The following is a 24,578-nucleotide window of genomic DNA, read 5'->3' on the forward strand; positions in this document are numbered from 1 at the left end:
GTGCCTCGGATGTGGCAGGAATTCGAGGGCCTACGGCAGTCCTGCCACTGACCTCGGCGGCCGATCGGCGCGACAGTGGTGTTCATGGAGACACTCATGAACACCACAGTCGCCCTGCTGACCGTCCTCGGGATCTTCGTGGTCCTGGCTCTCCCCGCCCTGCTCGGACTGCGCCGCGAAGCGCGGATCGACCGGCAGTTGAGGGCCGCGCAGGAGCCTCAGAACTCCTCGTCGAACCCGACCGAGCCCTCCACCGCCACCTGGTACGCCGAGGGACGGCGCTCGAAGAAGTTGGTCAGCTCCTGAACCCCCTGAAGCTCCATGAAGGAGAAGGGGTTCTCGGAGCCGTACACCGGCGCGAAGCCGAGGCGCGTCAGTCGCTGGTCGGCGACGCACTCCAGGTACTGGCGCATCGAGTCGGTGTTCATCCCCGGGAGGCCGTCACCGCACAGGTCGCGCGCGAACTGCAGCTCGGCCTCGACGGCCTCCCGCAGCATGTCGGTGACCTCCTCCTGGAGCCGGTCGTCGAAGAGTTCCGGCTCCTCCTTGCGGACGGTGTCGACGACCTCGAACGCGAAGGACATGTGCATCGTCTCGTCACGGAACACCCAGTTGGTGCCGGTCGCGAGGCCGTGCAGCAGACCCCGGCTGCGGAACCAGTAGACGTACGCGAAGGCGCCGTAGAAGAAGAGCCCCTCGATGCACGCGGCGAAGCAGATCAGGTTCAGCAGGAAGCGGCGGCGGTCGGCCTTGGTCTCGAGGCTGTCCAGCTTCTCCACCTCGTTGATCCACTTGAAGCAGAACTCGGCCTTCTCGCGGATGGACGGGATGCTCTCGACGGCGTCGAAGGCCGCCGCCCTGTCCTCCGGGTCGGGCAGATAGGTGTCGAGCAGCGTCAGATAGAACTGGACGTGCACGGCCTCCTCGAACAGCTGGCGCGAGAGATACAGCCGCGCCTCGGGCGAGTTGATGTGCTTGTAGAGCGTCAGCACCAGGTTGTTCGCCACGATCGAGTCGCCCGTCGCGAAGAACGCGACCAGCCGGCCGATCATGTGCTGCTCGCCCTGCGACAGCTTCGCGAGGTCGGCGACGTCCGAGTGGAGGTCGACCTCCTCCACGGTCCAGGTGTTCTTGATCGCGTCCCGGTAGCGCTCGTAGAAGTCCGGGTAGCGCATGGGACGCAGGGTCAGCTCGAAGCCCGGGTCGAGCAGGTTCTTCTCGGTCTTCTCAGGTGCGGCGGTCATTACTGGCAGGCCTCGCAGGACTCGGGGTTCTCAAGGGAGCAGGCGACGGCGTCGGGGTCGGCGACCTGCTGGACGGGGATGGTCTTCTCGGGCTGCGCCTGCGCCTGCGCGGCACGGGCGATCCGGGTCGCCGGGCGCGAGCGCAGGTAGTACGTCGTCTTCAGGCCCGACTTCCAGGCGTACGCGTACATCGAGGAGAGCTTGCCGATGGTCGGCGTCTCCAGGAACAGGTTCAGCGACTGGGCCTGGTCGAGGAACGGGGTGCGGGCCGCGGCCATGTCGATCAGGCCGCGCTGCGGGATCTCCCACGCCGTGCGGTAGAGGTCGCGGACGTCCTGGGGCACCCAGGTGAAGCCCTGCACCGAGCCACTCGACTCGCGCAACGCCTCCCGGGTCTGCGCATCCCACACGCCGAGCTTCTTCAGCTCCTCCACCAGGTAGGAGTTGACCTGGAGGAACTCGCCGGACAGCGTCTCGCGCTTGAACAGGTTGGAGACCTGCGGCTCGATGCACTCGTAGACGCCCGCGATGGACGCGATGGTCGCGGTCGGCGCGATCGCGAGGAGCAGCGAGTTGCGCATGCCCACCGCGGCGATACGTTCCCGCAGGGCCGCCCAGCGCTCCGGCCAGTTCAGCTCGACGTCGAAGTGGTCGGGGTGCAGGACACCGCGGGCGGTACGGGTCTTCTCCCAGGCCGGCAGCGGGCCGTTGCGCTCCGCGAGGTCGGCGGAGGCCTCGTACGCGGCGAGCATCACGCGTTCGGCGATCCGGGTGGAGAGCGCGCGGGCGGCGGGCGAGTCGAAGGGCAGCCGCAGCTTGAAGAAGACGTCCTGCAGACCCATCGCGCCGAGGCCCACCGGCCGCCACTTGGCGTTGGAACGGCCCGCCTGCTCGGTCGGGTAGAAGTTGATGTCGACGACCCGGTCGAGGAAGGTCACCGCGGTGCGCACGGTGGCGTCCAGCCGCTCCCAGTCGATGTCGCCGTCGACCACGAAGGCGCCCAGGTTGACCGACCCGAGGTTGCAGACGGCCGTCTCCCCGTCGTCCGTGACCTCCAGGATCTCGGTGCACAGGTTCGAGGAGTGGACGGTGTGGCCCGGCTCCGCGGTCTGGTTGGCGGTGCGGTTGGCGGCGTCCTTGAAGGTCATCCAGCCGTTGCCGGTCTGCGCGAGGGTGCGCATCATGCGGCCGTACAGGTCGCGGGCCGGGATCGTCTTCTTGGCGAGCCCGGCTTCCTCCGCCTTGCGGTACGCGGCGTCGAACTCGTCGCCCCACAGGTCGACCAGCTCGGGCACGTCGGCGGGGGAGAAGAGCGACCAGACGCCGTTCGTGTCGACCCGGCGCATGAACTCGTCCGGGATCCAGTGCGCGAGGTTCAGGTTGTGCGTACGGCGGGCGTCCTCACCGGTGTTGTCGCGCAGCTCCAGGAACTCCTCGATGTCGGAGTGCCAGGTCTCCAGGTACACCGCGGCCGCGCCCTTGCGCCTGCCGCCCTGGTTCACCGCGGCCACCGAGGCGTCGAGGGTCTTCAGGAACGGGACGATGCCGTTGGAGTGCCCGTTCGTGCCGCGGATCAGCGAACCCCGGGAGCGGATCCGGGAGTACGACAGGCCGATGCCGCCGGCGTGCTTCGAGAGCCGGGCCACCTGGTGGTAGCGGTCGTAGATGGAGTCCAGCTCGTCCAGCGGGGAGTCGAGGAGGTAGCAGGACGACATCTGCGGGTGCCGCGTACCGGAGTTGAAGAGCGTGGGGGAGGACGGCAGATAGTCGAGGCGGCTCATCAGGCCGTAGAGCGCGGCGACTTCGTCGAGTGCGCGGGTCGAGTCGTCCTCGGCGAGACCGCTCGCCACCCGCAGCATGAAGTGCTGGGGCGTCTCGATGACCTGCCGGGTGATGGGGTGCCGGAGCAGATAGCGGCTGTGCAGCGTGCGCAGCCCGAAGTAGCCGAAGCGGTCGTCGCCTTCGAGGTCGATCAGCGCGTCCAGACGGGTCGCGTGCAGGCGTACGAACGCGGCCGTGCGGTCGGCGATCAGACCCTCGCGGTGGCCCGTGGTGATGGACCCGGAGAACGACGTGACGCCCTGCGAGGCGGCCTCGGCGGCGATGCTGATCGTCAGCAGCCGGGCGGCCAGCCGCGAGTAGACGGGGTCCTCGGAGATGAGTCCGGCGGCCCCCTCGGTGGCCAGTTCGCGCAGCTCCGCCTCATCCGCGCGGGCGGACCGGCCGCGCAGCGCGGCGGCGGCGACCCGGCCGGGGTCGGCGCCGGGGAGGTCGGCGGTGAGGCGGGTCAGGGTCCGCAGCAGTGCGGCACCGGGACCGTCCGTCTCCACCGACGTCGCGGACGGTGTCGCTGTGGCCGGATCGGCTGGCGCGATGGTCACGTGGGGCTCTCCCTCGCTCGGCACGGGGCCTTGCGGAGGGCAGCGGGACACGCGACACCTTGCCGGTACGCGTGCGTCCACCGGCCCATTCCACGAGACCCGGACGTCGTCGGCGCCCGGGCCGGGTGGCCGGGGCGCGCTGTCGGCAGGTCCTCGGACTGACCGAGTGCGCATACGCGCACAAGTACACCGTTGCGGGACAGTTCCGGATTCGCACCGGATTCCCCTGCGACGACAGCGAGCACGAGCATACATCTTGTGCCGGGCTGCGGTGGCACCCCCACATCTTGTGTCGCGCCGTTCTCGGAGCGTGTCAGAGCGTCAACTCATAGGTGAGCAGCAGGATGTCGTCGATGTCCGGGAGCGGGTTCCAGTCGCGCTCGGGGCAGCGTGTGAAGCCGAACCGTTCGTAGAGGCGGTGGGCCGCGTGCATGGTCCGCTGGGTGGAGAGCACGACGCGGACGCAGCCGTCGACCTCGCGGGCCCGCTCGACGCACGCGTGGACGAGGGCCGCGCCGGCGCCTCGCCCCCGGTCCTCGCGCGCGACGGCGAGCATCCGCACCTCCGCCTCGCCGGACCGCGCGATGTCGGCCATGGGCCCGCCGGCCGGCACGAAAGTCACCCCGCCGAGCACCCGGGCGCCCTCGACGGCGACGAGCGCATCGGCCGCCGCCGCCCGCTTCGCCACGTCCCGCAGCTCCCCGAGGTACTCGTCGCTCTCCCCGAAGTCGAGGAGGCCGTCGCCGAGATACGCCTGGGCGGTGAGTTCCCCTACGGTCGCGTACTCCTCGGGCCGCGCCCGCCTGATGACGATGTCCATGCGGGGAGTGTGCCGGACGGGCACGACGACGGGCCGCCGAATTTCTCGGCGGCCCGTCGAGGGGTACGCGAACCACGGGCCGTCCTCGGGTACGAGACCGGCGGCCCGTCAGGGGGTGCGGGACCGGAACCGGGTGCGGGACCCGGTCAGTGCGTCGTGCCCGCCGTGGCCGGCGGCAGCTCGACCTGCACGCCCGCGTCGCCCGCGTCCACCGTGTAGTCCTCCGGGGACGTCTCGTCGATGCCGTCCGGCGCCTTGAAGGCCCGCAGGGCGAAGGTGAGGACGACGGTCACCACGATGTTCATGACGAACGCCGTGAGACCGATGTAGCCGATCTCGCCGATGCCGGGGATCTCCTTCGAGCTGCCGCCGAAGTGCTTCTGGGTCGGCGAGGCGACGCCGTACGCGGCGAGCGTGCCGTACACCATGCCGACCGCCCAGCCCGCGAGCAGCGCCCAGCGGTGGAACCAGCGGGTGAACAGGCCGCCGACCAGGGCCGGGAAGGTCTGCAGGATCCAGATGCCGCCCAGGAGCTGGAAGTTGATCGCGACGGTCTTGTCCATGGTGAGGACGAAGACCAGCGCGCCCACCTTCACCAGCAGCGAGACCAGCTTGGAGACCTGGGTCTCCTGCTTCGGCGTCGCGTCCGGCTTGATGAAGTCCTTGTAGATGTTGCGGGTGAAGAGATTCGCGGCCGCGATCGACATGATGGCCGCCGGCACCAGCGCGCCGATGCCAATGGCCGCGAAGGCCACTCCCGCGAACCAGTCAGGGAACATGTTCTCGAAGAGCTGCGGGATCGCCAGCTGCCCGTTGTCCACCTTCACCCCGGCCGCGATCGCCATGAACCCGAGCAGGGCCAGCAGGCCCAGCATGAGGGAGTACAGCGGCAGGATCGTGGTGTTGCGCCGGATCACCTCGCGGCTGCGCGAGGACAGCGTCGCGGTGATCGAGTGCGGGTACATGAACAGCGCGAGGGCCGAGCCGAGCGCCAGCGTGGCGTAGGTCCACTGGCCGGCCTCGGCGGGCACCACTCCGCCCGCACCCGCCGTCGTGAACTTGTCGGTCGCCGCCTTGAAGATGTCGTCGAAGCCGCCCAGCTTGATCGGGATGTAGATGATGGCCACCGCGATCACGATGTAGATCAGGGTGTCCTTCACGAACGCGATCAGCGCGGGGGCGCGCAGACCCGACGAATACGTGTACGCGGCCAGCACACCGAAGGCGATGAGCAGCGGCAGGTCCTTCACGAACCAGTTCGTGTTCTCGCCGCCGCCGACGCCCATCACGTCGAGGACCGCCTGGATGCCGACCAGTTGGAGCGCGATGTACGGCATCGTGGCGAGGATGCCCGTCACGGCCACCGCCAGCGACAGCCCCCTGGAGCCGAAGCGCCCGCGCACGAAGTCCGACGTCGTCACATAGCCGTGCTTGTGCGACACCGACCACAGCCGCGGCAGGAAGGTGAAGATCAGCGGGTAGACGAGGATGGTGTACGGCACGGCGAAGAAGCCGGCCGCGCCCGCCGCGTAGACGGCCGCGGGTACGGCGACGAAGGTGTACGCCGTGTAGAGGTCGCCACCGAGCAGGAACCAGGTGACCCAGGTGCCGAACGACCGTCCGCCCAGGCCCCATTCGTCCAGCGTGTGCTCGTTGTCGGCCCTGCGCCAGCGCGCGGCCACGAAGCCCAGGGCCGTGACGGCCAGGAAGAAGAAGATGAAGACGCCGAGGGCGACTCCGTTCACGCCGTCGTTCACTTCGACGCACCCCCACCCTGCGACGTGCGGGCGCGCTGGTCACGCTGCCACAGCTTGTACGCGGTCATCGTCAGCGCCGTGGAGATGAACACCCACAGCATCTGGTACCAGTAGAAGAACGGGATGCCGATGAAGGTGGGGTCGATCTTGGAATACGAGCCGACCCACAGCATCGCCACGAACGGCGCCACGAGACAGAGCGCGATGACCACCCGCGCGGGTGTCACCACCGCTCTGTTCACTTCTGACTCTTCGGACATCTCGTGACTCCGTCCACTCTCTGATCACCTGTGTAACGCGCAGGCAATCTAGGCGACGGTGTCAGCCCAGCGGAACCCCCGTCCGCATATCGGTCTTCGTGTCGTCAGCAGCAGCGGAACCCCTGGCGGGGATCGGCCTCCTGGCGGACCGTCCGCATCCGCTCGAACTCGCGGCGCGTCGGCACGGACGCGTCGGTATGGTCCTGTCGGACGTGGGCGACATAGCGGTCGTACGCGGACTCGTCCGTCAGTTCCCTTACGTACCAGCGCAGTCCCCGTCCCGCGCGGCTAACCGCCCTGTACAGCGCCGACCGCATCGCGCTCCGCCTCCTCCGCCTTCTCCGCCCTGGTCGGGATCAGCCCGGCCGGGGCCACGATCTTCGACTGCACGTACGGCGCCTCGCTCAGGGAGGAGAGCGCCGGGCGGCGTACGTGCCGGACGCAGACCCGGGCCGCGTCCACGATCACGACCACGACGAGCAGGGCGAGGGCCGCCGAGAGGACGCCGTCCACCGTGGAGTTGGTGACGACGGTGTGCATGTCGTCCATGGTCTTGGCGGGCGGCAGGACCTTGCCCGCGTCGATGCCGTCCTGGTACACGCTGCGTTGCTGGAAGAAGCCCACGCGCGGGTCGCTGGAGAACACCTTCTGCCAGCTCGCCGTGAGCGTCACCGTGGCGTCCCAGGCGAGCGGAATCCCGGTGATCCAGGCCCACTTGAGGCGCCCGGACTTGACCAGCAGGGTGGTGCAGACGGCGAGCGCCACCGCCGCGAGCAGCTGGTTGGCGATGCCGAAGATCGGGAAGAGCTGGTTGATCCCGCCGAGCGGTTCGTGGACGCCCACCCACAGGAAGTAACCCCACAGGCCGGTCACCAGCGCGCTGGTGACGACCAGACCCGGCTTCCAGCTCACGTTCTTGAAGGGCCGGTAGACGTTGCCCAGCATGTCCTGAAGCATGAACCGGCCCACGCGCGTGCCCGCGTCCAGCGCGGTCAGGATGAACAGCGCCTCGAACATGATGGCGAAGTGGTACCAGAACGCCCGCAGGCCCCCTCCGGTCACCTTGGAGAAGATCTCCGAGACGCCGATGGCGAGCGTGGGCGCGCCGCCGGTCCTGGAGAGCAGGGTCTGCTCCTCGACGCCCCGGGCTGCGGCGGCCAGGTCTTCGGGGGAGATGACGTACCCCATGTGGCCAACCGCCACCGAGGCGGACTGCACGGTGGTTCCGACGACCCCCGCCGGGGCGTTCATCGCGAAGTACAGGCCCGGGTCGATGATGCAGGCCGCGACCAGCGCCATCACCGCGACCGACGACTCCATCAGCATGGAGCCATAGCCGATCATCCGGATCTGTGTCTCCTTCTGGATCATCTTCGGCGTCGTACCGCTCGAGATGAGCGCGTGGAATCCGGACAGCGCGCCGCACGCGATGGTGATGAAGACGAAGGGGAAGAGCGAGCCGGCGAAGACCGGCCCGTCACCGTGCGCGGCGAAGTCGGTGACCGGGTCCATCTTCAGCGTCGGCAGCGTGACGACCACCCCGAGCGCGAGCAGGGCGATCGTGCCGATCTTCATGAAGGTGGAGAGGTAGTCGCGCGGTGCGAGCAGCATCCACACGGGCAGGATGGAGGCCACGAAGCCGTACGCCACCAGCCAGACGACCAGAGTGGACGGGGCGAGGGTGAAGGTGCCGGCCCACGAGGACTCGGCGACCCACCGTCCGGCGACCAGTGCGAGCAGCAGCAGCGCGACCCCGATGAGCGAGACCTCGCTGACCCGGCCCGGCCGCAGGACCCGCAGATAGAAGCCCATCAGCAGGGCGATCGGGATGGTCATCGCGATGGAGAAGGTGCCCCACGGCGACTGCGCCAGCGCGTTCACGATCACCAGGGCGAGCACGCCGAGCAGAATGATCATGATGGCGAAGGCGGCGACCAGCGCGGCGGCGCCGCCGAACGGGCCGATCTCCTCACGGGCCATCTGGCCGAGCGAGCGCCCGTCCCGGCGGGTGGAGAAGAAGAGCACCACCATGTCCTGGACCGCGCCCGCGAAGATCACTCCGACGATGATCCAGATGGTGCCGGGCAAGTAGCCCATCTGCGCGGCCAGTACGGGCCCCACCAGCGGGCCCGCGCCGGCGATCGCCGCGAAGTGGTGGCCCAGCAGCACCCGCCGGTCGGTCGGATGGAAGTCGATGCCGTTGTTCAGCCGCTCCGCCGGGGTCGCCCGGGTCCTGTCGACCCTGAGCACCTTGTACGCGATGAACTTCGCGTAGAAGCGGTAGGCGAGGGCGTACGAGCCGAGGGCGGCGGCGACCATCCAGGCCGCCGACACGTCCTCGCCCCGCGAGAGCGCCAGCACGGACCAGCCCGCGGCGCCCACCAGCGCGACGAGGGTCCAGATGACGATGCTCCGGGGCGTTGCCTTGCGAGGGGCTGCCGGCTCAGGGCTTTGGGTGCGCACGGGTCGTCCTCCCGTCCATGGGTGACGGGAGGACCGTAGAACAGTGGAGGGAGCTGCGCTACACCACGTGCACTACCTCAAGTGGCCTGATTTCACGGACGCGTGGGCGAGCCGCGCCGCGCTCCGGACCGATCCGTGTGGCGAACGGCTGGTCGGTGGGCCGCTTCAGCCGCGCCACGGCTGTCTTCTTCCGGGGGGTGACCCCCGTATCCCCGGCAGGTCCCGCGCGCCCCGACCTAGTCGGTGGGTCGCTTCAGCCGCGCCACGGCTGCTTTCTTCCGGGGGGGGCGACCCCCGTACCCCCGGCAGGTCCGCGCGCGTCCCCGCTCTAGTCCGTGGGCCGCTTCAGCCGCGCCACGAACTTGTACCGGTCGCCCCGGTAGACCGAGCGCACCCACTCCACCGGCTGGCCGTCCTTGTCCAGCGAGTGACGGGAGAGCATCAGCATGGGCAGGCCCACGTCGGTGCCGAGCAGTCCGGCCTCGCGCGGGGTGGCCAGCGAGGTCTCGATGGTCTCCTCGGCCTCGGCGAGATGGACGTCGTAGACCTCGGCGAGGGCGGTGTAGAGGGAGGTGTACTTGACGAGCGATCTGCGCAGGGCGGGGAACCGCTTCGCGGACAGGTGGGTCGTCTCGATCGCCATCGGCTCGCCGCTCGCGAGCCGCAGCCGCTCGATGCGCAGGACCCGGCCGCCGGCCGTGATGTCGAGCTGGTCGGCGAGGGTCTCGTCCGCGGTGATGTAGCCGATGTCCAGGAGCTGCGAGGTGGGTTCGAGGCCCTGGGCGCGCATGTCCTCGGTGTACGAGGTGAGTTGCAGCGCCTGGGAGACCTTCGGCTTGGCGACGAAGGTGCCCTTGCCCTGGATGCGTTCCAGGCGGCCCTCGACGACCAGTTCCTGCAGGGCCTGGCGCACGGTCGTGCGGGAGGTGTCGAACTCCGCGGCGAGCGTGCGCTCGGGCGGTACCGGCGTGCCGGGCGGCAGCGTCTCCGTCATGTCGAGCAGATGCTTCTTCAGGCGGTAGTACTTGGGCACGCGCGCGGTACGGATGGGGGCGCCACCCTCGTTCTCCGCACTGCTGACGTCGGTGCTCATGCTCTGCCTTCCCGGCTCCGGGTGCCGAAGCGACCGACATACCCGATCGGCCACGGCTCACATCGTGGCACGGCTTCGCGTACGAGTGTCCTCCCGCACGCTCCGTGATCCCCTCTATATACCGTTGGGGTTCCTGTTGGTCTAGTCCATCGCCCCGAGCGGCGGCCATCGGGTGGGCCGAACGGATCTGTCGGTTCCTCCGGAACAGCCCTGTCCGTTCTGCCGCTTGCGCAATGAAAGGTCCCTGCATATGTCGGTCCCGTAACGGACGACGGAAGCGACTTATTCAGCCTTGACACCCCCCTAGGTCTAGGCCAAGCTCCCCCCTACTGGTCTACACCATTGGTCCAGGTCCCAGCCCCACGGGCAGTACTCGTCATAGGTCACCGCGGTGGGCAGGGGGGTTTATGGCATCCCTGAGGAGGGTGGCGTGAAGCGCAAGCTGATAGCCGCGATCGGTATCGCGGGCATGATGGTTTCCATCGCGGCGTGCGGGGACAGTGACGACAAGTCCGGGAGCGGCGGCGCGGGGGCGGACGCCAAGGAGCTCACGGTCTGGCTGACGGTGGACGCGCAGAACAACTGGCCCGAGCTGGTCAAGGCCGCCGACGCCACGGTGAAGAAGGCGCACCCCGGCATCAAGATCAACCACGAGTACTACGGCTGGCCGGACAAGAACGCCAAGCTCGACGCCGTCCTCGCCACCGACAAGGCGCCGGACGTGGTCGAGATGGGCAACACCGAGATGCTCGGCTACATGGTGAAGGGCGCCTTCGCGCCCCTCGAGACGTCGAAGTTCGACAACTCGGACCAGTGGCTGGACGGTCTCAAGGCCTCGGTCACCTACGAGGACAAGACCTACGGCGTGCCGTACTACGCCGGTGGCCGCGTCGGCAACTGGCGCAAGGACGTGGCCGCTTCGGCCGGCGTCAAGTCCACGCCGAAGACGTACAAGGAGCTCACCTCCGATCTGGACAAGATCCAGAAGAAGGAGGGCAGCAAGTTCAGCGCCTGGTACCAGCCGACGCGTGACTGGTACGCCGCGATGTCCTTCGTCTACGACGCCGGCGGCTCCATCGCCAAGCAGGACGGCGGCACGTGGAAGGCCAACCTGTCCTCCCCCGAGTCCATCAAGGGACTCAAGGAGTTCAAGAACGTCATCGACAAGTACATGCACGGTGACAAGACCAAGGACGAGTCCGACCGTTACATCGTCTACGGCCAGGGCAAGTCCGGCATGATCTTCGGTTCGGCCTGGGAGGGCGCGACCTCCGAGGACCCGAAGAACGACAAGACCGGCAAGCTCAAGGGCAACCTCGAGAGCTTCGTGGTCCCCGGCCCCTCCGGCAAGAACCTCCCCGTCTTCCTCGGCGGTTCCGACCTGGCCGTCCCGGTGAAGTCCAAGGCGCAGGGCGTCGCCAGTGAGTGGATCAACGCCCTCACCGGCGCCAAGGGCCAGAAGACCCTGATCGCCAAGGGCAACCTGCCCAACAACAAGACCGACCTCGCGACGCTGAAGAGCGACCCGAAGACCGAGGTCCCCGCCACCGCGGCCGAGAGCAACTGGTTCGTCCCGATGGCGCCGGGCTGGGGTCAGGTCGAGAAGGCCCAGATCCTGCAGACCATGCTGCAGAGCATCGGCACCGGCAAGAAGTCGGTCGAGGCAGCCGCCAAGGACGCGGACGCCGCGATCGACAAGGTCATCAACACCAAGTGACCTGAGGCAGGGCCCCGTTGTCGGCGGGGCCCTGCTTTCCGTACGACCTGGCCGGGAGCGGGCGGCTCGCTTCCCCTGCGACCTGGTCGGCGACGGGGGCCTGCCTCCCGTACGACCTGGTCGGGGACGGGCGACCCGCTTCCCGTACGACCTGAGGGACCGCTGAGGAGCGCGCGGATGAGTGCCGCTGATACGACCACTGCCAAAGTGCCGCCGACGCGGCAGTCACCACCACCGTCCGCCGCCCCCGAACGGCCACGCAGAAAGCGGACCTCCAGCGGGGCAGCCGTCCCCTGGGCGCTGCTCGCCCCCTGTCTGCTGATCCTCGCGCTGGTCCTCGGCTATCCGCTGGTCCGGCTCGTCACCCTTTCCTTCCAGAAGTTCGGGCAGTCCCAGCTCTGGGGCTTCCAGCCGGCCGAGTCGGTCGGCTTCGACAACTTCACCAACATCCTCGGGGACAGCGAGTTCTGGGCCGTCGTCTTTCGCACCGTCGTCTTCGCCGGTGCTGCCGTCATCTTCACGATGGTCAGCGGCATGATGATCGCGCTGCTCCTCCAGCGGGTCTCCGGCTGGGTGAAGATGCTCATCAACATCGCCCTGGTGGCCAGCTGGGGCATGCCGATCATCGTCGCCACCACGGTCTTCAAGTGGCTCTTCGACTCGGACTACGGCGTCTTCAACGCGCTGCTCAGCAAGCTGCCCGGCGTCGACATGGTCGGTCACAACTGGTTCGCCAGCGGCGCCCAGGGCCTGAGCGTCATCATGCTGCTCGTGGTCTGGGGCGCGGTGCCGTTCGTCGTCATCACGCTCAGCGCGGGACTGACGCAGGTGCCCAAGGAACTGGAGGAGGCGGCGCGCCTCGACGGCGCCGGCGCCTGGGGCGTGTTCCGCTACGTCACGCTGCCGATCCTGAAGCCGATCATCGTGATGCTCACGACGCTCTCCGTCATCTGGGACATGGGTGTCTTCCCGCAGGTCTTCGTGATGCGCGGTGGCCACCCCGAGGCCGAGTTCCAGCTGCTCACCACGTACTCGTACGACCGTGCGTTCGTGGTCAACGACTACTCGCAGGGGTCGGCGATCGCCCTGCTCACCGTGCTCCTGCTGATGGGTGTGGTCGCCGTGTACATGCGCCAGATGCTCAAGATCGGAGAGGTCGAGTGACCACGACTACGGCTCCGGCCACCTCCCGCAAGGGTCCCGCCGCGTCCCGCAGGACTCCCGCCGTCTCCCGGCCCCGGAAGTCCAGGTTCGGCTGGAACGTGCTCGGGCTGCTGGTCTTCGTCACCGCCGGCTTCCCGGTCTACTGGATGCTCAACACGGCGTTCAAGCCCGCCAAGGACGCCATCGACTCCGACCCGAGCCTGCTGCCCACGGCGCTCACCCTCGACAACTTCAGCCGGGCGCTGGACATCGCCGACTTCTGGGGCCCCGTCGGCCGCAGCCTGATCGTCTCGCTCTCGGTGGTCCTGATCGGCATCGTGGTCGGCATGCTCGCCGCGCTCGCCATCTCCCGCTTCGCCTTCCGCGGGCGGAAGATCGTCATCGTCGGCATCCTCGCCGTCCAGATGGTCCCGCTCGTCGCCATGATCATCCCGGTCTTCCTGCTGCTGAACGACCTCGGTCAGTACGACAGGCTCACCGGCCTGATCATCACCTACCTCACCTTCATCCTCCCCTTCACGGTGTGGACGCTGCGCGGCTTCATCGTCAACATCCCGAAGGAACTGGAAGAAGCGGCGATGGTCGACGGCTGCTCCCGCACCAGCGCCTTCATCCGAGTGGTCTTCCCGCTGCTCGCTCCCGGCATGGTCGCGACGTCGGTCTACGCCTTCATCCAGGCCTGGAACGAATACCTCTACGCCCTGATGCTTCTGAGCCAGAAGAACCAGACCGCCACCGTCTGGCTCGGCAACTTCACCACCAAGCACGGCACCGAGTACGCCCCGATGATGGCCGGTTCCACAATGATGGCCGTTCCGGTCGTCGTCCTCTTCCTCCTCGTCCAGCGCAAGATGGCCGCGGGCCTGACCGCGGGCGCCGTGAAGGGATAACGCCACCCGATGACGACACTCGCCAGTGGTACCGACACGCTCACGCGGGACGCGCTAGCCGTCCTCCAGCCCGGCTTCACCGGCACCAGTGCGCCCGACTGGCTGCTGCGCCGGCTCGGCGAGGGACTGGCCTCGGTCGGCCTCTTCGGCCGGAACATCGCCTCGCCCGAGCAACTCGCCGCCCTGACCGCCCAGTTGCGCACCGAACGTGACGACGTGCTCGTCGCGATCGACGAGGAGGGTGGCGACGTCACCCGGCTCGAGGTGCGCACGGGGTCCTCCTACCCCGGCAACCACGCGCTCGGCGCGGTGGACGACGTGGCGCTGACGACGGAGGTGGCCGCCTCGCTCGGCCGCCGCCTCGCCGCCTGCGGCGTCAACCTCAACTGGGCGCCGTCCGCCGACGTCAACTCCAACGCCTCCAACCCGGTCATCGGCGTACGCTCCTTCGGCGCCGAGACCGACCTGGTGGCCCGGCACACCGCCGCCTACGTCACCGGCCTGCAGTCCGCGGGCGTCGCGGCCTGCACCAAGCACTTCCCGGGGCACGGCGACACCTCCGTCGACTCGCACCACGCGCTGCCGCGCATCGACGCCGACCTGTCGGTGCTGGCGGCCCGTGAACTCGTCCCGTTCCGGGCCGCGATCGCCGCGGGCACCCGGGCCGTGATGAGCGCGCACATCCTGGTCCCGGCGCTGGATCCCGACCGCCCGGCCACGCTCTCCCGCCGCATCCTGACGGGCCTCCTCCGCGAGGAGCTGGGCTACGACGGACTCATCGTCACCGACGGCATGGAGATGCAGGCCATCGCCGCGACGTACGGCATCGAACGCGGCAGCGTCCTCGCCATCGCAGCCGGCGCCGACGCGATCTGCGTCGGCGGGGGACTGGCGGACGACGACACGGTACGGCGACTGCGCGACGCCCTCGTGGCGGCCGTCCGCGCCGGCGAACTCCCCGAGGAGCGCCTCGCGGACGCGGCGGCCCGGGTACGGGCACTGGCGCAGTGGACGGCCTCCGGGCCTGCGGCTGCGGGGGGTGTGGGGTCCTCGGTCGACGGTGGGCCCGCGGGGTCCGTGGGGCCTGCGGGTTCCGTGGGACCAGCAAGTTCTGCGGCGTCCACGGGGTCCGTGGGGTCATCAAGTTCCGTGGGGCCTGCGGGTTCCGTGGGGTCCGCGACGGCCGCCGGTAACGGCACCGGGCGCCCGGGGGGCGCGCCCGGCGCCGGTACCGGCGGTGGCCCGGACGGCGCTGTCGAGGTGGGGCTCGTCGCCGCCCGGCGCGCGCTCACCGTGACGCACTCCGACACGTACGCCCCGCTCATCGACGCGCCCTACGTCGCCGCGCTCACCCCGGTCGCGAACATCGCCGTCGGGGACGAGACTCCCTGGGGTGTCGCGGCCGAACTGTCACAGCTGCTGCCCGGCACGGAGACCGGCAGCTTCACCGGCGAGAACGCGGCCGCCGCGGCCCTCGCCTCCGCGGGCCGCCGCCGCGTGGTCGCCGTCGTCCGCGACGAACACCGCCACCCGTGGATGGCCGCGGCCCTCGACGCCCTCCTCGCCGCCCGCCCCGACACGATCGTCGTCGAAATGGGCGTGCCCCAGGCACCACCGCGGGGAGCCCTCCACATCGCGACCCACGGCGCGGCCCGCGTATGCGGTCGCGCGGCGGCGGAGGTCATCGCGGGCAGCTGACGAGCCGGCGGGGGGTGCGCGCACCGTCCGCCGCGCCCGCATCCGCATCCGCGCCGGCATCCGAGCCTCGGACATACGAAGGCGCCGGAGCCCCCAGCAAGGGGCCCCGGCGTCTTCGTCTTCGTCTTCGTACAGGGTGGCCCGAGGGGCGCTTAAATCCCCTGCCAGTCCGGCTTGTTGGCGAACGTGTGCCGGAAGTAGTCCGCCAGCTTCAGCTTGGAGGCCGCCGCGTCGTCCACGACGACGGTGGCGTGCGGGTGGAGCTGGAGCGCCGAGGCGGGGCACACCGCGGCGATCGGCCCTTCCACGGTCGCCGCGACGGCGTCCGCCTTGCCCTCACCTGTCGCGAGCAGCACGAGGTGCCGCGCCTCCAGGATCGTGCCGATGCCCTGCGTGATGACGTGGTGCGGGACCTGCTCGATGTCACCGTCGAAGAACCGCGCGTTGTCGACCCGGGTCTGCTCCGTCAGCGTCTTGATCCGGGTGCGCGAGGCGAGCGAGGAGCACGGCTCGTTGAAGCCGATGTGCCCGTCCGTCCCGATGCCGAGCAGCTGGAGGTCGACCCCACCGGCCGCGGCCAGCGCCTTGTCGTACGCCTCGCAGGCGGCCTGTACGTCCTCTGCGGTGCCGTCCGGCCCCGTGAACGCGTCCATGCCCAGCCCCAGCGGCTCGAGCACCTCCCGCCGCAGCACCGACCGGTACGACTCCGGGTGCTCGGCCGGCAGCCCCACGTACTCGTCGAGCTGGGCGATCCGCGCGCGCGAGACGTCCACGGCACCGGCGCTCACCTTGGCCGCCAGCGCCTGGTAGATGGGCAGCGGGGTCGAGCCCGTGGCCACGCCGAGCAGCGCGTCGGGCCTGCGCCTGAGCAGCTCCGCCATGGCATCGGCGATGAGCTCGCCGCCCGCCTTGGCGTCCGGGACGATGACAACTTCCACGCTGGGCCTGCCGATCTGGAGAGGGGACTCAACTGGAACCCGAAGGGGGACACATGTGGTATAGACCAATCTAGCAGAGCCCCCGCCTCTCGGTCGCGCCCAACGCCGCACTATTCACCCAGCGCGCTCCCCCTGCCCCCGCACCGCCCCTCGACAACGCCCCGCCGGTCATCACGGTGGTCGCCGGGCCTACACCAGGGAGCCCCCCGTCGTGTCCAGCCAGGCCCCGGTGACCCAGCGCCCCGCGTCCGAGGCGAGGAAGCTCACCACGTCCGCGACATCCGCCGGGGTCCCGACCCGGCCCAGGGTGGACCGTGCCGCGGCGGCCGCCCACGCCTCGTCGCTGGTGCGCAACCAGGAGGCGTTGACGTCGGTGTCGATGATGCCGGGCGCCACCGAGTTCACCGTGATGCCGCGGGAGCCGAGCACCTTGGACAGGTCCCGGGTGAAGACGTCGAGGGCTCCCTTGGTCATCGCGTACGCCATGATCTCCGGCATCGCCGCGTTGCGGGCGAGGCCCGAGGATATGTTGATCACCCGTCCGCCGTCCCGCAGGCGGTCGCCGGCGTGCCTGACGATGAAGTGCGGCGCCTTCACGTTGACCGCGAAGAGCCTGTCGTACTCCGCCTCGTCGATCTCGGCGAACGGCTTCGACGCGCCGATCCCGGCGTTGTTCACCAGGATGTCCAGCCCCTCCGCCTCCCGGTCGAAGGCCTCCCAGAGAGCCTGCGCGTCTCCCGGCACGCCCAACTCCACCCCCAGGGCGAACGCCGATCCGCCCGCCGCCTCGATCGCGGTGACCGTCTCCTTCGCCGCCACCGCATTGCTCCCGTAGTGCACGGCCACTCGCGCGCCGTCCCGTCCGAGCCGCTCGGCGATGCCCCGCCCGATGCCCCTGCCGCCGCCCGTGACGAGTGCTGTCCTGCCGGTGAGCACGCCCATGTCGGCGCCCCCTTCACATTTGTCTAGTGGTCGCTACAGAAAAAAACCGTACAGCAGCCCACCGTCATTTCTCTAGTACCCGCTATAAAATCCATCCCATGGTGAGCAGGCGATGAGCAGGCAGCAGGGGGCCGGAGAGCTGACCGGCACGCGGACCCGGCCGGCGGAGGCGGCGGCGAAGGCCCCGGCCAAGCAGCGGGGCCGCCCACGCTCCTTCGACCGCGAGACCGCCCTGGAGAAGGCGATCCTCGCGTTCTGGGAGCACGGCTACGAGGCGACCTCCGTCTCCGACCTCACCCGCGTCATGGGGATCGGCGCGCCGAGCCTGTATGCGGCGTTCGGCGACAAGCAGTCGCTCTTCGAGGAGGTCGTGCGCGCCTACGGCACGACGTACGGGGCGTTCGGCGACCGTGCCCTCGCCGAGGAGCCCACCGCCCGCGGCGCGGTCGAGCGGCTGCTCCGCGAGGCCGCGGCGGAGTACACCGATCCGGCCCACCCGCACGGCTGTCTGGTCGTCCACGCGGCCACCAACTGCACGTCGCCCGAGGTGGAGCGGTCGCTGCGCGAGCAGCGCAATGCCAACATCGCGGCCCTGGAGAGACGTATCAAGGCCGGGATCGCGGCCGGCGAGCTCCCCCCGGACACCGACGCGGCCGCCCTCGCCCGGCACACCGGAGCGATGATCCAGGGCATGTCCCAACAGGCGCGCGACGGCGCGACCAAGGCGGAGCTGGAGGCGCTCGCGGAACTGGCCACGGCAATCTGGCCGCGCTCCTGAGAATCCGGCCCCACGCGCGAGCCGAAGCGGGCTACTCTGCGTATGGGCGACGGCGGATGTTGCATAAAGAGACAACAACAAACATCCGCCAACGCATGGACAGCGGCTCATGGACGCAGGAGCATGGTCTAGTCCACAATGCTTAGGTAAAGCGTGCCGGCCTGAATCGCGGCATGTGTACGAGAAGCCTCCGTCTTCCCCGCACAGGAGGACGGACCGAGGAACCGGCGCTCTCTGCCCTGACTGCTCCGGCTCCTCTCCTTCGGCCGATCGGGACCGCACACCCCGTGGCCGTTGTTGCTCCGGGCTGCGGTGCCGGGAGGGTTGAGGGTCCCTCCCAGGCGCCGCGGCCCGCGGGTGTTTCCGGGCCCGTGCGCAGGCCGTTTTCGAGGCCTGTCACAGCCGCCGGGTACGCTCGCACACGTGCCCTCCATGAACGACCTCGTACGCCAGCACACAGCCCTCGGTGACTCCGACCTCGAGTGGTTGCATCTGCTGGTCTCGGAGTGGCAGCTGCTCTCCGACCTCTCCTTCGCCGACCTCGTCCTGTGGGTCCCCACGCGCGATGGCACCCGGTACGTGTCCGTCGCCCAGATGCGGCCCAACACCGGCCCGACGTCGTATCAGGACGACATGGTCGGCCACCTCGTCCCGCGCGGCCGCCGTCCCATGCTGGACGCCGCCCTCGACGAGGGCCGGATCGTCCGCGAGGGTGACCCCGAGTGGCGCGAGGAGGTCCCGGTCCGGGTCGAGTCCATTCCGGTACGGCGGGAGGGGCGCGTCCTCGGTGTCATCGCGCGCAACACCAACCTCCTCACCGTGCGGACCCCGAGCCGCCTGGAGCTGACGTACCTCCAAAGCGCCTCGGACCTCGCCCAGATGATCGCCGCGGGCTCCTTCCCGTTCCCGAACCAGCAGGTCGACATGGACGCCTCGCCCCGCGTGGGCGACGGCCTGATCCGGCTGGACGCGGACGGCATCGTCCAGTACGCGTCTCCGAACGCTCTCTCCGCGTACCACCGGCTGGGCCTGGCCGCCGACCTGGTGGGTCACCACCTCGGCGTGACCAGCGCCGAACTCGCCCCGTCCCGCGGCCCGGTGGACGAGGCGCTGGCCAAGGTCGCGAGCGGCTGGGCGCCCCGCGAGTTCGAGATCGAGAGCGTCGACGGGGTGATCCAGCTGCGCGCGATCCCCCTCAAGCCCAAGGGGACGCGGGTCGGTTCACTCGTCCTGCTGCGTGACGTGACGGAACTGCGCCGCCGCGAGCGCGAGTTGATCACCAAGGACGCGACCATCCGGGAGATCCACCACCGGGTGAAGAACAACCTGCAGACGGTGGCGGCACTGCTCCGCCTCCAGGCCCGTCGCATCGACTCGGACAAGGGCCGCGAAGCCCTGGAAGAAGCCGTACGCCGGGTCGGTTCGATCGCGATCGTGCACGAGACGCTCTCCCAGAACCTGGACGAGCGCGTGGAGTTCGACGAGATCGCCGACCGGGTGCTCGCCATGGTCGCGGAGATCTCGCCCGGCAAGGTCACCGGCCGGCGCACCGGCCGCTTCGGGATCCTGGACGCCGAGGTCGCCACCCCGCTCTCCATGGTCCTCACCGAAATCCTGCAGAACGCACTGGAGCACGGCTTCCGTGAGGGCGACCGGGGCACGGTCGAGGTCTCGGCCGTCCGCGGCGGCACCAGCAAGGAGTCCCGCCTTCTGGTCACCGTCCAGGACGACGGCGTCGGCCTGCCCGAGGGCTTCGATCCGCAGCGCTCGGGCAACCTCGGCCTGCAGATCGTACGGACCCTGGTGGAAGGCGAGTTGGGCGGAACGTTCGACATGGTCCCCGCCCCGGAGCGCGGCACGCAGGTGATCCTGGACATCCCGGTGCGGATGCCCAAGTAACCTGGCACACGGTCCACACCTTTCGCTTACGCGAAGCACACACGCTGAGTGACGAAAGGCGGACGGCCCCGGGCGCGAGCGGCCCGTGAGCCTCGCACCGGCGGGCCGGTGAGCCCCGTGCCAGGGCGCCCGTCCTCGGTTCGAGAACGGGCCGAGGACAGCGATGAGCCCCGAACCATAACGTGGTCCGGGGCTGAAAGCTCGTGCTATGCGCATCGGGGGTACTGCGCGCTGCGGCTCGGGGGCGGGAGTTGCGTACTCGCTGTCTACGAAGTAATGCCGTAAGGCACACGCGCCGCCAAGCTCAGGCTCGTCGTGGGGTGGGGTGTCAGGCGGAAGCCTGACGGGCCCGGTTGCGGGCGGCGCGGCGCTTCATCGCACGGCGCTCGTCCTCGCTGAGGCCACCCCAGACGCCGGAGTCCTGGCCGGACTCAAGCGCCCACTGCAGGCACTGCTCCATGACGGGGCAGCGACGGCAGACGGCCTTGGCTTCCTCGATCTGCAGCAGCGCAGGACCGGTGTTGCCGATGGGGAAGAAGAGCTCGGGGTCTTCCTCGCGGCAAACGGCGTTGTGACGCCAGTCCATGGCTGCTACCTCTCCTTGGTATTACGTGCAGATTGCTTGTGAATGTGAACGCTTTCACGAATCCCTCAACAAGTGAAGGGCCGAGCGTCAGACGGACTGACGTGGTCCTGTGGATTGAGGAGGGGTTCGGGCTCTCCATGGGGGCCGATTGTGCGGGCCGCCCCGAGCGCCACGTAGAGACTCGCAAACCTCAGCGGCGGATACAACCCCTTCAGGAAAGTTTTTTTTGATTCCTCGGTGTCGACTAGGTCACAGCCGTACTTCCATGGGGTGGATCCTGGCCTAAACGTTCGAGTGAAAGGACTTTGGGCCCTTCCGCTCACACAATCACACGCAGTGCACGGCGTACGCCTGTGAACGTCACGCTAGTCCGCAGCCCCAGGTGGTCGCCGTCCATCTGAAGGGGGAGTGGGACCTTCGAATGCAAGGTGAAGTCTGTCAAGTCATGCAGCGACACCGCGTGTTTGCCCTGGGGTCCGCGTTCGGGGGACGAAGTGAGCAACTGGGTGGCATACCGGGCAACCGAGGCCGTCGACATGCGGCTGAGGCCGAGTACGTCGAGCCCGGTATCGAACGAGGCCTTAGGTGACGCGTACACCGGACGATTGCCGAGAAACGTCCATGGCGAGGTGTTGCAGATTATGGACAGGACCAGATCCTGGACCGGGTCCTGGCCGGGGCGCTCCAGCGTGATCGTGCCGTGCCTGCGGTGAGGTTCGTCCAAAAACTGGCGTACCACTTGGCGCAAATACAGCGCGTGGGTGGAGCGCTTGCCGCGCTCGCGCTGCTGCTCGACCCGGCCGATCACGCCCGCGTCGAAGCCGAGCCCCGCGCAGAACGTGAACCAGCGGGACGGCACCGCCTCGTCCTCGGTGCCCGGGGTGCCGGCGGCGAGGCCGAGGCCGACGGTGCGCTCCCGGTTCTCGCGCAGCGCGTCCAGGAGGGCGCCGGTGGCCTCCACCGCGTCATTGGGGAGACCGAGGGCGCGTGCGAAGACGTTGGTCGAGCCGCCGGGGACCACCGCGAGGCGGGGGAGGCGCTGCGGGTCGGGGCCGTGATGCAGCAGGCCGTTCACGACCTCGTTCACCGTGCCGTCGCCGCCGAGGGCCACGACCAGCTCGATGTCCTTGCTCTCCGCGGCCTGCCGGCCGAGGTCCCGCGCATGTCCGCGGTACTCGGTGGTGACCGCCTCCAGCTTCATCTCGCTGGCCAATGCGTGGATCAATACGTCACGCGTACGCGCACTTGTGGTGGTTGCCGCCGGATTGACCACGAGAAGTGCACGCATGACAGGCAGGGTACCTACCGGGTGGTACTCGGCCCAGACCGAGGTAGGGATCAGGTAAGAGCAGGGGGGTGCCGGCCCGGTCGGAGTGAAGGCGGGGGCGGGCCGGGGGCCGGTCGGCAGGAGGTGGCCGCGGGCTACTCTTCAGGGGTGAGTCCTGAGCAGAACCCCAGCACCGACACCCCCACCGCCGAACCCCGCCCCGGGCGGCTGACCGCCGCGGCCGCGCTTGCCGCGCTGGAGGGGCTGGCCCTGGTCGCGGGCGGTGTCTACATGCTCGTTCGCGGCGGCACCGGTGACGGGGGCGACCGGCAGCAGTCGGTCACCGGAGGCATCACCCTGATCGTGCTGGCGCTGCTGCCCCTGCTTGCGGCGCGCGGTCTGCTGCTGCGCCGCAGCTGGAGCCGGGGGCCGGCGGTGATCACGCAGATCATGGCGCTGCCCGTCGCCTACAGCCTGCTGCAGGCCGACAGCATCGCCATCCCGGCCGGGATCGCCCTTGCGGCCGTCGCGATCGCGGCGCTGGTGCTGCTCGTGAACTCCGCGACGACCCGCGCGCTCGGGATCCGGGGACCGGGCCGCGTACAGGACGAGAACTAGCGGCCGGAGCGGCCCACTCCTCGACGAGGGGTGCGGCCTACTCCTCGACGAGGAGTTTTTCCCGGAGCTGGGCCAGTGTGCGGGCCAGCAGACGCGAGACGTGCATCTGGGAGATGCCGACCTCCTGGGCGATCTGCGACTGCGTCATGTTGCCGAAGAAGCGCAGGAGCAGGATCCGCTTCTCTCGGGGCGGAAGGTCCTCGAGGAGCGGCTTGAGGGACTCGCGGTACTCGACCCCCTCCAGCGCCTCGTCCTCGGCGCCCAGCGTGTCCGCGACGGCCGGCGACTCGTCGTCGGTGTCCGGGACGTCCAGGGACAGCGTGGAGTACGCGTTGGCGGACTCCAGGCCCTCCAGGACCTCCTCCTCCGAGATGCCCAGCTTCTCGGCGAGCTCATGGACCGTGGGGGAGCGGCCGTGCTGCTGCGAGAGCTCCGCGGTCGCCGTGGTGAGCGCGAGACGCAACTCCTGCAGGCGCCGCGGCACCCGCACCGCCCAGCCCTTGTCGCGGAAGTGCCGCTTGATCTCGCCGACGACGGTCGGGGTCGCGTACGTCGAGAACTCGACGCCGCGCTCCGGGTCGAAGCGGTCGACCGACTTGATCAGACCGATGGTGGCGACCTGGGTGAGGTCGTCCAGCGGCTCGCCGCGATTGCGGAAGCGGCGCGCGAGGTGCTCGACGAGCGGCAGGTGCATGCGGACCAGCTGGTTGCGCAGTTCCGCGTACTCGGCGCTGCCGTCCTTCAGCTTGCGCAGCTCGATGAACATCGTCCGTGCCCCGCTGCGGTCCTGGGGGTCGTGCCGGATGTACTGGGCACGCGGCCCGTGCTGCGCGCCCTGCACGCTCTGCGCCTCCGGCTTGTCGTGCCGCTCGTGCTCGCTCATAGTCCCGCCCGTCACCATTCCCCGAGCCCTCGGCTCCGCGGCCGAGGTCTCGGCCGCGGAGCCGGGGAGATCCCCCTGCTGAGACGTGTCGGCCGCCGCCGGGGAAGCGTCGTCCTCCGGATGCGGCCGGGCCTGCTCGGGGATGCCGTCGACGCTGTCCGCCAGGGGCCGCGGCCCGCCCGGGCCACGGGCGCCCTCGGCGGGAAGTTCCCGTGTGCCGCGCTCTTCGTCCCGCACCGGCCCGTCCCCGTTCCTCACGCCGGCCCGGGTCCCGCGCCGCGCTTCTTGTAGAGACTGATCGTCACGGTCTTGTCTTCGGCGACGGTGGAGTCGACCTGGCCGGCGAGAGCCGACAGGACGGTCCAGGCGAAGGTGTCGCGCGCGGGGGCGTGACCGTCCGTGGTCGGCGCCGAGACGGTGACCTCCAGTGAGTCGTCGATCAGCCGGAAGACGCAACTCAGGACCGAGCCGGGGACGGCCTGTTGCAACAGGATCGCGCAGGCCTCGTCCACCGCGATGCGCAGATCCTCGATCTCGTCGAGGGTGAAGTCCAAACGCGCCGCGAGGCCGGCCGTGGCCGTCCGCAGCACCGACAGGTAGGCACCCGCAGCCGGCAGCCGGACTTCCACGAAGTCCTGGGTCGCGGGCTCGCCTGCGATCTGGGACACCCTCACCTCCAAGGTGGTACAAGCTCTTTCGGGGGCCGAGGGTCGCCCCCCGGGTAACGCGCTATGTGGTTCAGCGGTGACGCTATCGCGCTCCCAGGTTCCCTGTCCCGGGGACCCCGCCCCCGTGCTGTCACTCATAGTAAGCCTATGAGTACGGACAGTGGCTAGGGGTCTGCGGGCCCAAATAGGAAGAGCGTGCGCCGGGTTGACGTACCCAGGCGTCAGACCGTCGAACCGTTCGGATCCAGGGTCACACGAGTACGTGGTCGACGAAGCACCAACGCCAGCTCTCGCCGGTTTCGAGCGTACGCATCACCGGGTGGCCGGTTTCCTTGAAATGCTCCGTGGCGTGACGCAGGGGTGAGGAGTCGCAGCAGCCCACGTGCCCGCACACCTCGCACAGCCGCAGCTGGACCGGATTCGTGCCTGCGGCCTGGCACTCGAGACACGTTTCGCTCAAGGGCGTGGGCTCGGGGTGCGGCAGCGCGTCGACGTGCGTGCACTGTTTCATG

At 69.4% G+C, this 24,578-nt stretch carries 23 protein-coding genes and 1 riboswitch; of the genes, 8 read left to right on the plus strand and 15 right to left on the minus strand.

Annotation, left to right across the window (positions count from 1 at the left end; genetic code table 11):
* Window positions 1-96: 96 nt before the first annotated feature.
* Window positions 97-306: a hypothetical protein gene (locus tag ACFWM2_RS16630; protein ID WP_383279368.1), complete on the plus strand. Its 210-nt coding sequence runs from the start codon at window positions 97-99 to the stop codon at window positions 304-306.
* Here the strand turns inward: ACFWM2_RS16630 and ACFWM2_RS16635 are convergent.
* The 8 genes from ACFWM2_RS16635 to ACFWM2_RS16670 form a co-directional block, all read right to left on the minus strand.
* Window positions 219-1,244: a ribonucleotide-diphosphate reductase subunit beta gene (locus ACFWM2_RS16635; protein ID WP_383279370.1), complete on the minus strand. Its 1,026-nt coding sequence runs from the start codon at window positions 1,242-1,244 to the stop codon at window positions 219-221. The genes ACFWM2_RS16630 and ACFWM2_RS16635 overlap by 88 nt on opposite strands.
* The gene (locus ACFWM2_RS16640; protein WP_383279373.1) at window positions 1,244-3,625 is read right to left on the minus strand and encodes a ribonucleoside-diphosphate reductase subunit alpha; all 2,382 of its coding nucleotides are present in this window, start codon (window positions 3,623-3,625) and stop codon (window positions 1,244-1,246) included. The genes ACFWM2_RS16635 and ACFWM2_RS16640 overlap by 1 nt, the downstream gene beginning before the upstream one ends.
* A gap of 126 nt (window positions 3,626-3,751) precedes the next feature.
* A riboswitch (cobalamin riboswitch) is annotated at window positions 3,752-3,893 on the minus strand.
* A gap of 45 nt (window positions 3,894-3,938) precedes the next feature.
* A complete protein-coding gene (locus ACFWM2_RS16645; RefSeq protein ID WP_383279376.1) occupies window positions 3,939-4,445 on the minus strand; it encodes a GNAT family N-acetyltransferase in 507 nt (168 codons plus the stop codon).
* Between the two features lie 146 nt (window positions 4,446-4,591).
* Window positions 4,592-6,202: a monocarboxylate uptake permease MctP gene (gene mctP, locus ACFWM2_RS16650; protein WP_383279379.1), complete on the minus strand. Its 1,611-nt coding sequence runs from the start codon at window positions 6,200-6,202 to the stop codon at window positions 4,592-4,594.
* Window positions 6,199-6,462 (minus strand): DUF3311 domain-containing protein, encoded by a 264-nt coding sequence (locus tag ACFWM2_RS16655; protein WP_383279381.1) that lies wholly within the window; start codon window positions 6,460-6,462, stop codon window positions 6,199-6,201. Before ACFWM2_RS16655 ends, mctP begins: the two co-directional genes overlap by 4 nt.
* A gap of 104 nt (window positions 6,463-6,566) precedes the next feature.
* Window positions 6,567-6,779 (minus strand): YbdD/YjiX family protein, encoded by a 213-nt coding sequence (locus ACFWM2_RS16660; RefSeq protein ID WP_383279383.1) that lies wholly within the window; start codon window positions 6,777-6,779, stop codon window positions 6,567-6,569.
* Window positions 6,751-8,925 (minus strand): carbon starvation CstA family protein, encoded by a 2,175-nt coding sequence (locus ACFWM2_RS16665; protein WP_383279386.1) that lies wholly within the window; start codon window positions 8,923-8,925, stop codon window positions 6,751-6,753. The genes ACFWM2_RS16660 and ACFWM2_RS16665 overlap by 29 nt, the downstream gene beginning before the upstream one ends.
* A gap of 328 nt (window positions 8,926-9,253) precedes the next feature.
* Window positions 9,254-10,018, minus strand: coding sequence for a GntR family transcriptional regulator (locus ACFWM2_RS16670; RefSeq protein ID WP_383279389.1), 765 nt, complete (start codon window positions 10,016-10,018; stop codon window positions 9,254-9,256).
* A gap of 430 nt (window positions 10,019-10,448) precedes the next feature.
* Here ACFWM2_RS16670 and ACFWM2_RS16675 point away from each other — a divergent pair, with 430 nt between their 5' ends.
* The 4 genes from ACFWM2_RS16675 (at window position 10,449) to ACFWM2_RS16690 (ending at window position 15,487) form a co-directional block, all read left to right on the plus strand.
* Window positions 10,449-11,735: an extracellular solute-binding protein gene (locus ACFWM2_RS16675; RefSeq protein WP_383279392.1), complete on the plus strand. Its 1,287-nt coding sequence runs from the start codon at window positions 10,449-10,451 to the stop codon at window positions 11,733-11,735.
* Between the two features lie 177 nt (window positions 11,736-11,912).
* On the plus strand, window positions 11,913-12,899 hold the full coding sequence (locus tag ACFWM2_RS16680) for a carbohydrate ABC transporter permease (RefSeq protein ID WP_383279395.1): 987 nt from the start codon (window positions 11,913-11,915) through the stop codon (window positions 12,897-12,899).
* Window positions 12,896-13,789, plus strand: coding sequence for a carbohydrate ABC transporter permease (locus ACFWM2_RS16685; RefSeq protein ID WP_383279398.1), 894 nt, complete (start codon window positions 12,896-12,898; stop codon window positions 13,787-13,789). The genes ACFWM2_RS16680 and ACFWM2_RS16685 overlap by 4 nt, the downstream gene beginning before the upstream one ends.
* 9 nt (window positions 13,790-13,798) lie before the next feature.
* A complete protein-coding gene (locus ACFWM2_RS16690) occupies window positions 13,799-15,487 on the plus strand; it encodes a glycoside hydrolase family 3 protein (protein WP_383279401.1) in 1,689 nt (562 codons plus the stop codon).
* Window positions 15,488-15,639: 152 nt separating this feature from the next.
* Here the strand turns inward: ACFWM2_RS16690 and nagB are convergent, their stop codons facing one another.
* Together nagB and ACFWM2_RS16700 are read right to left on the minus strand one after the other, a co-directional pair.
* Window positions 15,640-16,425: a glucosamine-6-phosphate deaminase gene (nagB, locus tag ACFWM2_RS16695; RefSeq protein WP_383279404.1), complete on the minus strand. Its 786-nt coding sequence runs from the start codon at window positions 16,423-16,425 to the stop codon at window positions 15,640-15,642.
* Between the two features lie 189 nt (window positions 16,426-16,614).
* Window positions 16,615-17,367, minus strand: coding sequence for an SDR family oxidoreductase (locus ACFWM2_RS16700; RefSeq protein ID WP_383279407.1), 753 nt, complete (start codon window positions 17,365-17,367; stop codon window positions 16,615-16,617).
* A gap of 112 nt (window positions 17,368-17,479) precedes the next feature.
* Between ACFWM2_RS16700 and ACFWM2_RS16705 the strand changes: the two genes are divergently transcribed.
* Window positions 17,480-18,145, plus strand: a complete 666-nt coding sequence (locus ACFWM2_RS16705; RefSeq protein WP_383279410.1) for a TetR/AcrR family transcriptional regulator — start codon at window positions 17,480-17,482, stop codon at window positions 18,143-18,145.
* A 432-nt stretch (window positions 18,146-18,577) separates the two neighbouring features.
* Window positions 18,578-20,044 carry a sensor histidine kinase gene (locus tag ACFWM2_RS16710; RefSeq protein WP_383279796.1) on the plus strand — a complete coding sequence of 489 codons (1,467 nt, stop codon included), beginning with the start codon at window positions 18,578-18,580 and terminating at the stop codon, window positions 20,042-20,044.
* Window positions 20,045-20,372: 328 nt separating this feature from the next.
* On the opposite strand, the gene ACFWM2_RS16715 is transcribed toward ACFWM2_RS16710, so the two are convergent.
* Window positions 20,373-20,630 (minus strand): WhiB family transcriptional regulator, encoded by a 258-nt coding sequence (locus ACFWM2_RS16715; protein WP_016639615.1) that lies wholly within the window; start codon window positions 20,628-20,630, stop codon window positions 20,373-20,375.
* A gap of 319 nt (window positions 20,631-20,949) precedes the next feature.
* Entirely contained in the window at window positions 20,950-21,918 is a 969-nt protein-coding gene (locus ACFWM2_RS16720) for a diacylglycerol/lipid kinase family protein (RefSeq protein ID WP_383279415.1), read from the minus strand.
* Window positions 21,919-22,065: 147 nt separating this feature from the next.
* Here ACFWM2_RS16720 and ACFWM2_RS16725 point away from each other — a divergent pair, with 147 nt between their 5' ends.
* Entirely contained in the window at window positions 22,066-22,515 is a 450-nt protein-coding gene (locus ACFWM2_RS16725) for a hypothetical protein (protein WP_383279417.1), read from the plus strand.
* Window positions 22,516-22,552: 37 nt separating this feature from the next.
* On the opposite strand, the gene ACFWM2_RS16730 is transcribed toward ACFWM2_RS16725, so the two are convergent.
* The 3 genes from ACFWM2_RS16730 to ACFWM2_RS16740 form a co-directional block, all read right to left on the minus strand.
* Complete coding sequence (locus ACFWM2_RS16730) at window positions 22,553-23,656, minus strand: RNA polymerase sigma factor SigF (RefSeq protein ID WP_383279420.1); 1,104 nt, start codon at window positions 23,654-23,656, stop codon at window positions 22,553-22,555.
* On the minus strand, window positions 23,653-24,066 hold the full coding sequence (locus ACFWM2_RS16735; protein ID WP_383279423.1) for an anti-sigma regulatory factor: 414 nt from the start codon (window positions 24,064-24,066) through the stop codon (window positions 23,653-23,655). Before ACFWM2_RS16735 ends, ACFWM2_RS16730 begins: the two co-directional genes overlap by 4 nt.
* A 250-nt stretch (window positions 24,067-24,316) precedes the next feature.
* A complete protein-coding gene (locus tag ACFWM2_RS16740; RefSeq protein ID WP_383279426.1) occupies window positions 24,317-24,577 on the minus strand; it encodes a UBP-type zinc finger domain-containing protein in 261 nt (86 codons plus the stop codon).
* Window position 24,578 lies beyond the last annotated feature (1 nt).

This window comes from Streptomyces sp. NPDC058371, from assembly GCF_042723265.1.
Taxonomy (GTDB): domain Bacteria; phylum Actinomycetota; class Actinomycetes; order Streptomycetales; family Streptomycetaceae; genus Streptomyces.

What these genes read in the sequence shown, in the direction of transcription:
- ACFWM2_RS16630 (WP_383279368.1), top strand. Translation starts at nt 97, where the DNA reads ATGAACACCACAGTCGCCCTGCTGACCGTCCTCGGGATCTTCGTGGTC.
- ACFWM2_RS16635 (WP_383279370.1), bottom strand. Translation starts at nt 1,244, where the DNA reads ATGACCGCCGCACCTGAGAAGACCGAGAAGAACCTGCTCGACCCGGGC.
- ACFWM2_RS16645 (WP_383279376.1), bottom strand. Translation starts at nt 4,445, where the DNA reads ATGGACATCGTCATCAGGCGGGCGCGGCCCGAGGAGTACGCGACCGTA.
- ACFWM2_RS16655 (WP_383279381.1), bottom strand. Translation starts at nt 6,462, where the DNA reads ATGTCCGAAGAGTCAGAAGTGAACAGAGCGGTGGTGACACCCGCGCGG.
- ACFWM2_RS16660 (WP_383279383.1), bottom strand. Translation starts at nt 6,779, where the DNA reads ATGCGGTCGGCGCTGTACAGGGCGGTTAGCCGCGCGGGACGGGGACTG.
- ACFWM2_RS16670 (WP_383279389.1), bottom strand. Translation starts at nt 10,018, where the DNA reads ATGAGCACCGACGTCAGCAGTGCGGAGAACGAGGGTGGCGCCCCCATC.
- ACFWM2_RS16680 (WP_383279395.1), top strand. Translation starts at nt 11,913, where the DNA reads ATGAGTGCCGCTGATACGACCACTGCCAAAGTGCCGCCGACGCGGCAG.
- ACFWM2_RS16690 (WP_383279401.1), top strand. Translation starts at nt 13,799, where the DNA reads ATGACGACACTCGCCAGTGGTACCGACACGCTCACGCGGGACGCGCTA.
- ACFWM2_RS16700 (WP_383279407.1), bottom strand. Translation starts at nt 17,367, where the DNA reads ATGGGCGTGCTCACCGGCAGGACAGCACTCGTCACGGGCGGCGGCAGG.
- ACFWM2_RS16705 (WP_383279410.1), top strand. Translation starts at nt 17,480, where the DNA reads ATGAGCAGGCAGCAGGGGGCCGGAGAGCTGACCGGCACGCGGACCCGG.
- ACFWM2_RS16710 (WP_383279796.1), top strand. Translation starts at nt 18,578, where the DNA reads ATGAACGACCTCGTACGCCAGCACACAGCCCTCGGTGACTCCGACCTC.
- ACFWM2_RS16715 (WP_016639615.1), bottom strand. Translation starts at nt 20,630, where the DNA reads ATGGACTGGCGTCACAACGCCGTTTGCCGCGAGGAAGACCCCGAGCTC.
- ACFWM2_RS16720 (WP_383279415.1), bottom strand. Translation starts at nt 21,918, where the DNA reads ATGCGTGCACTTCTCGTGGTCAATCCGGCGGCAACCACCACAAGTGCG.
- ACFWM2_RS16740 (WP_383279426.1), bottom strand. Translation starts at nt 24,577, where the DNA reads ATGAAACAGTGCACGCACGTCGACGCGCTGCCGCACCCCGAGCCCACG.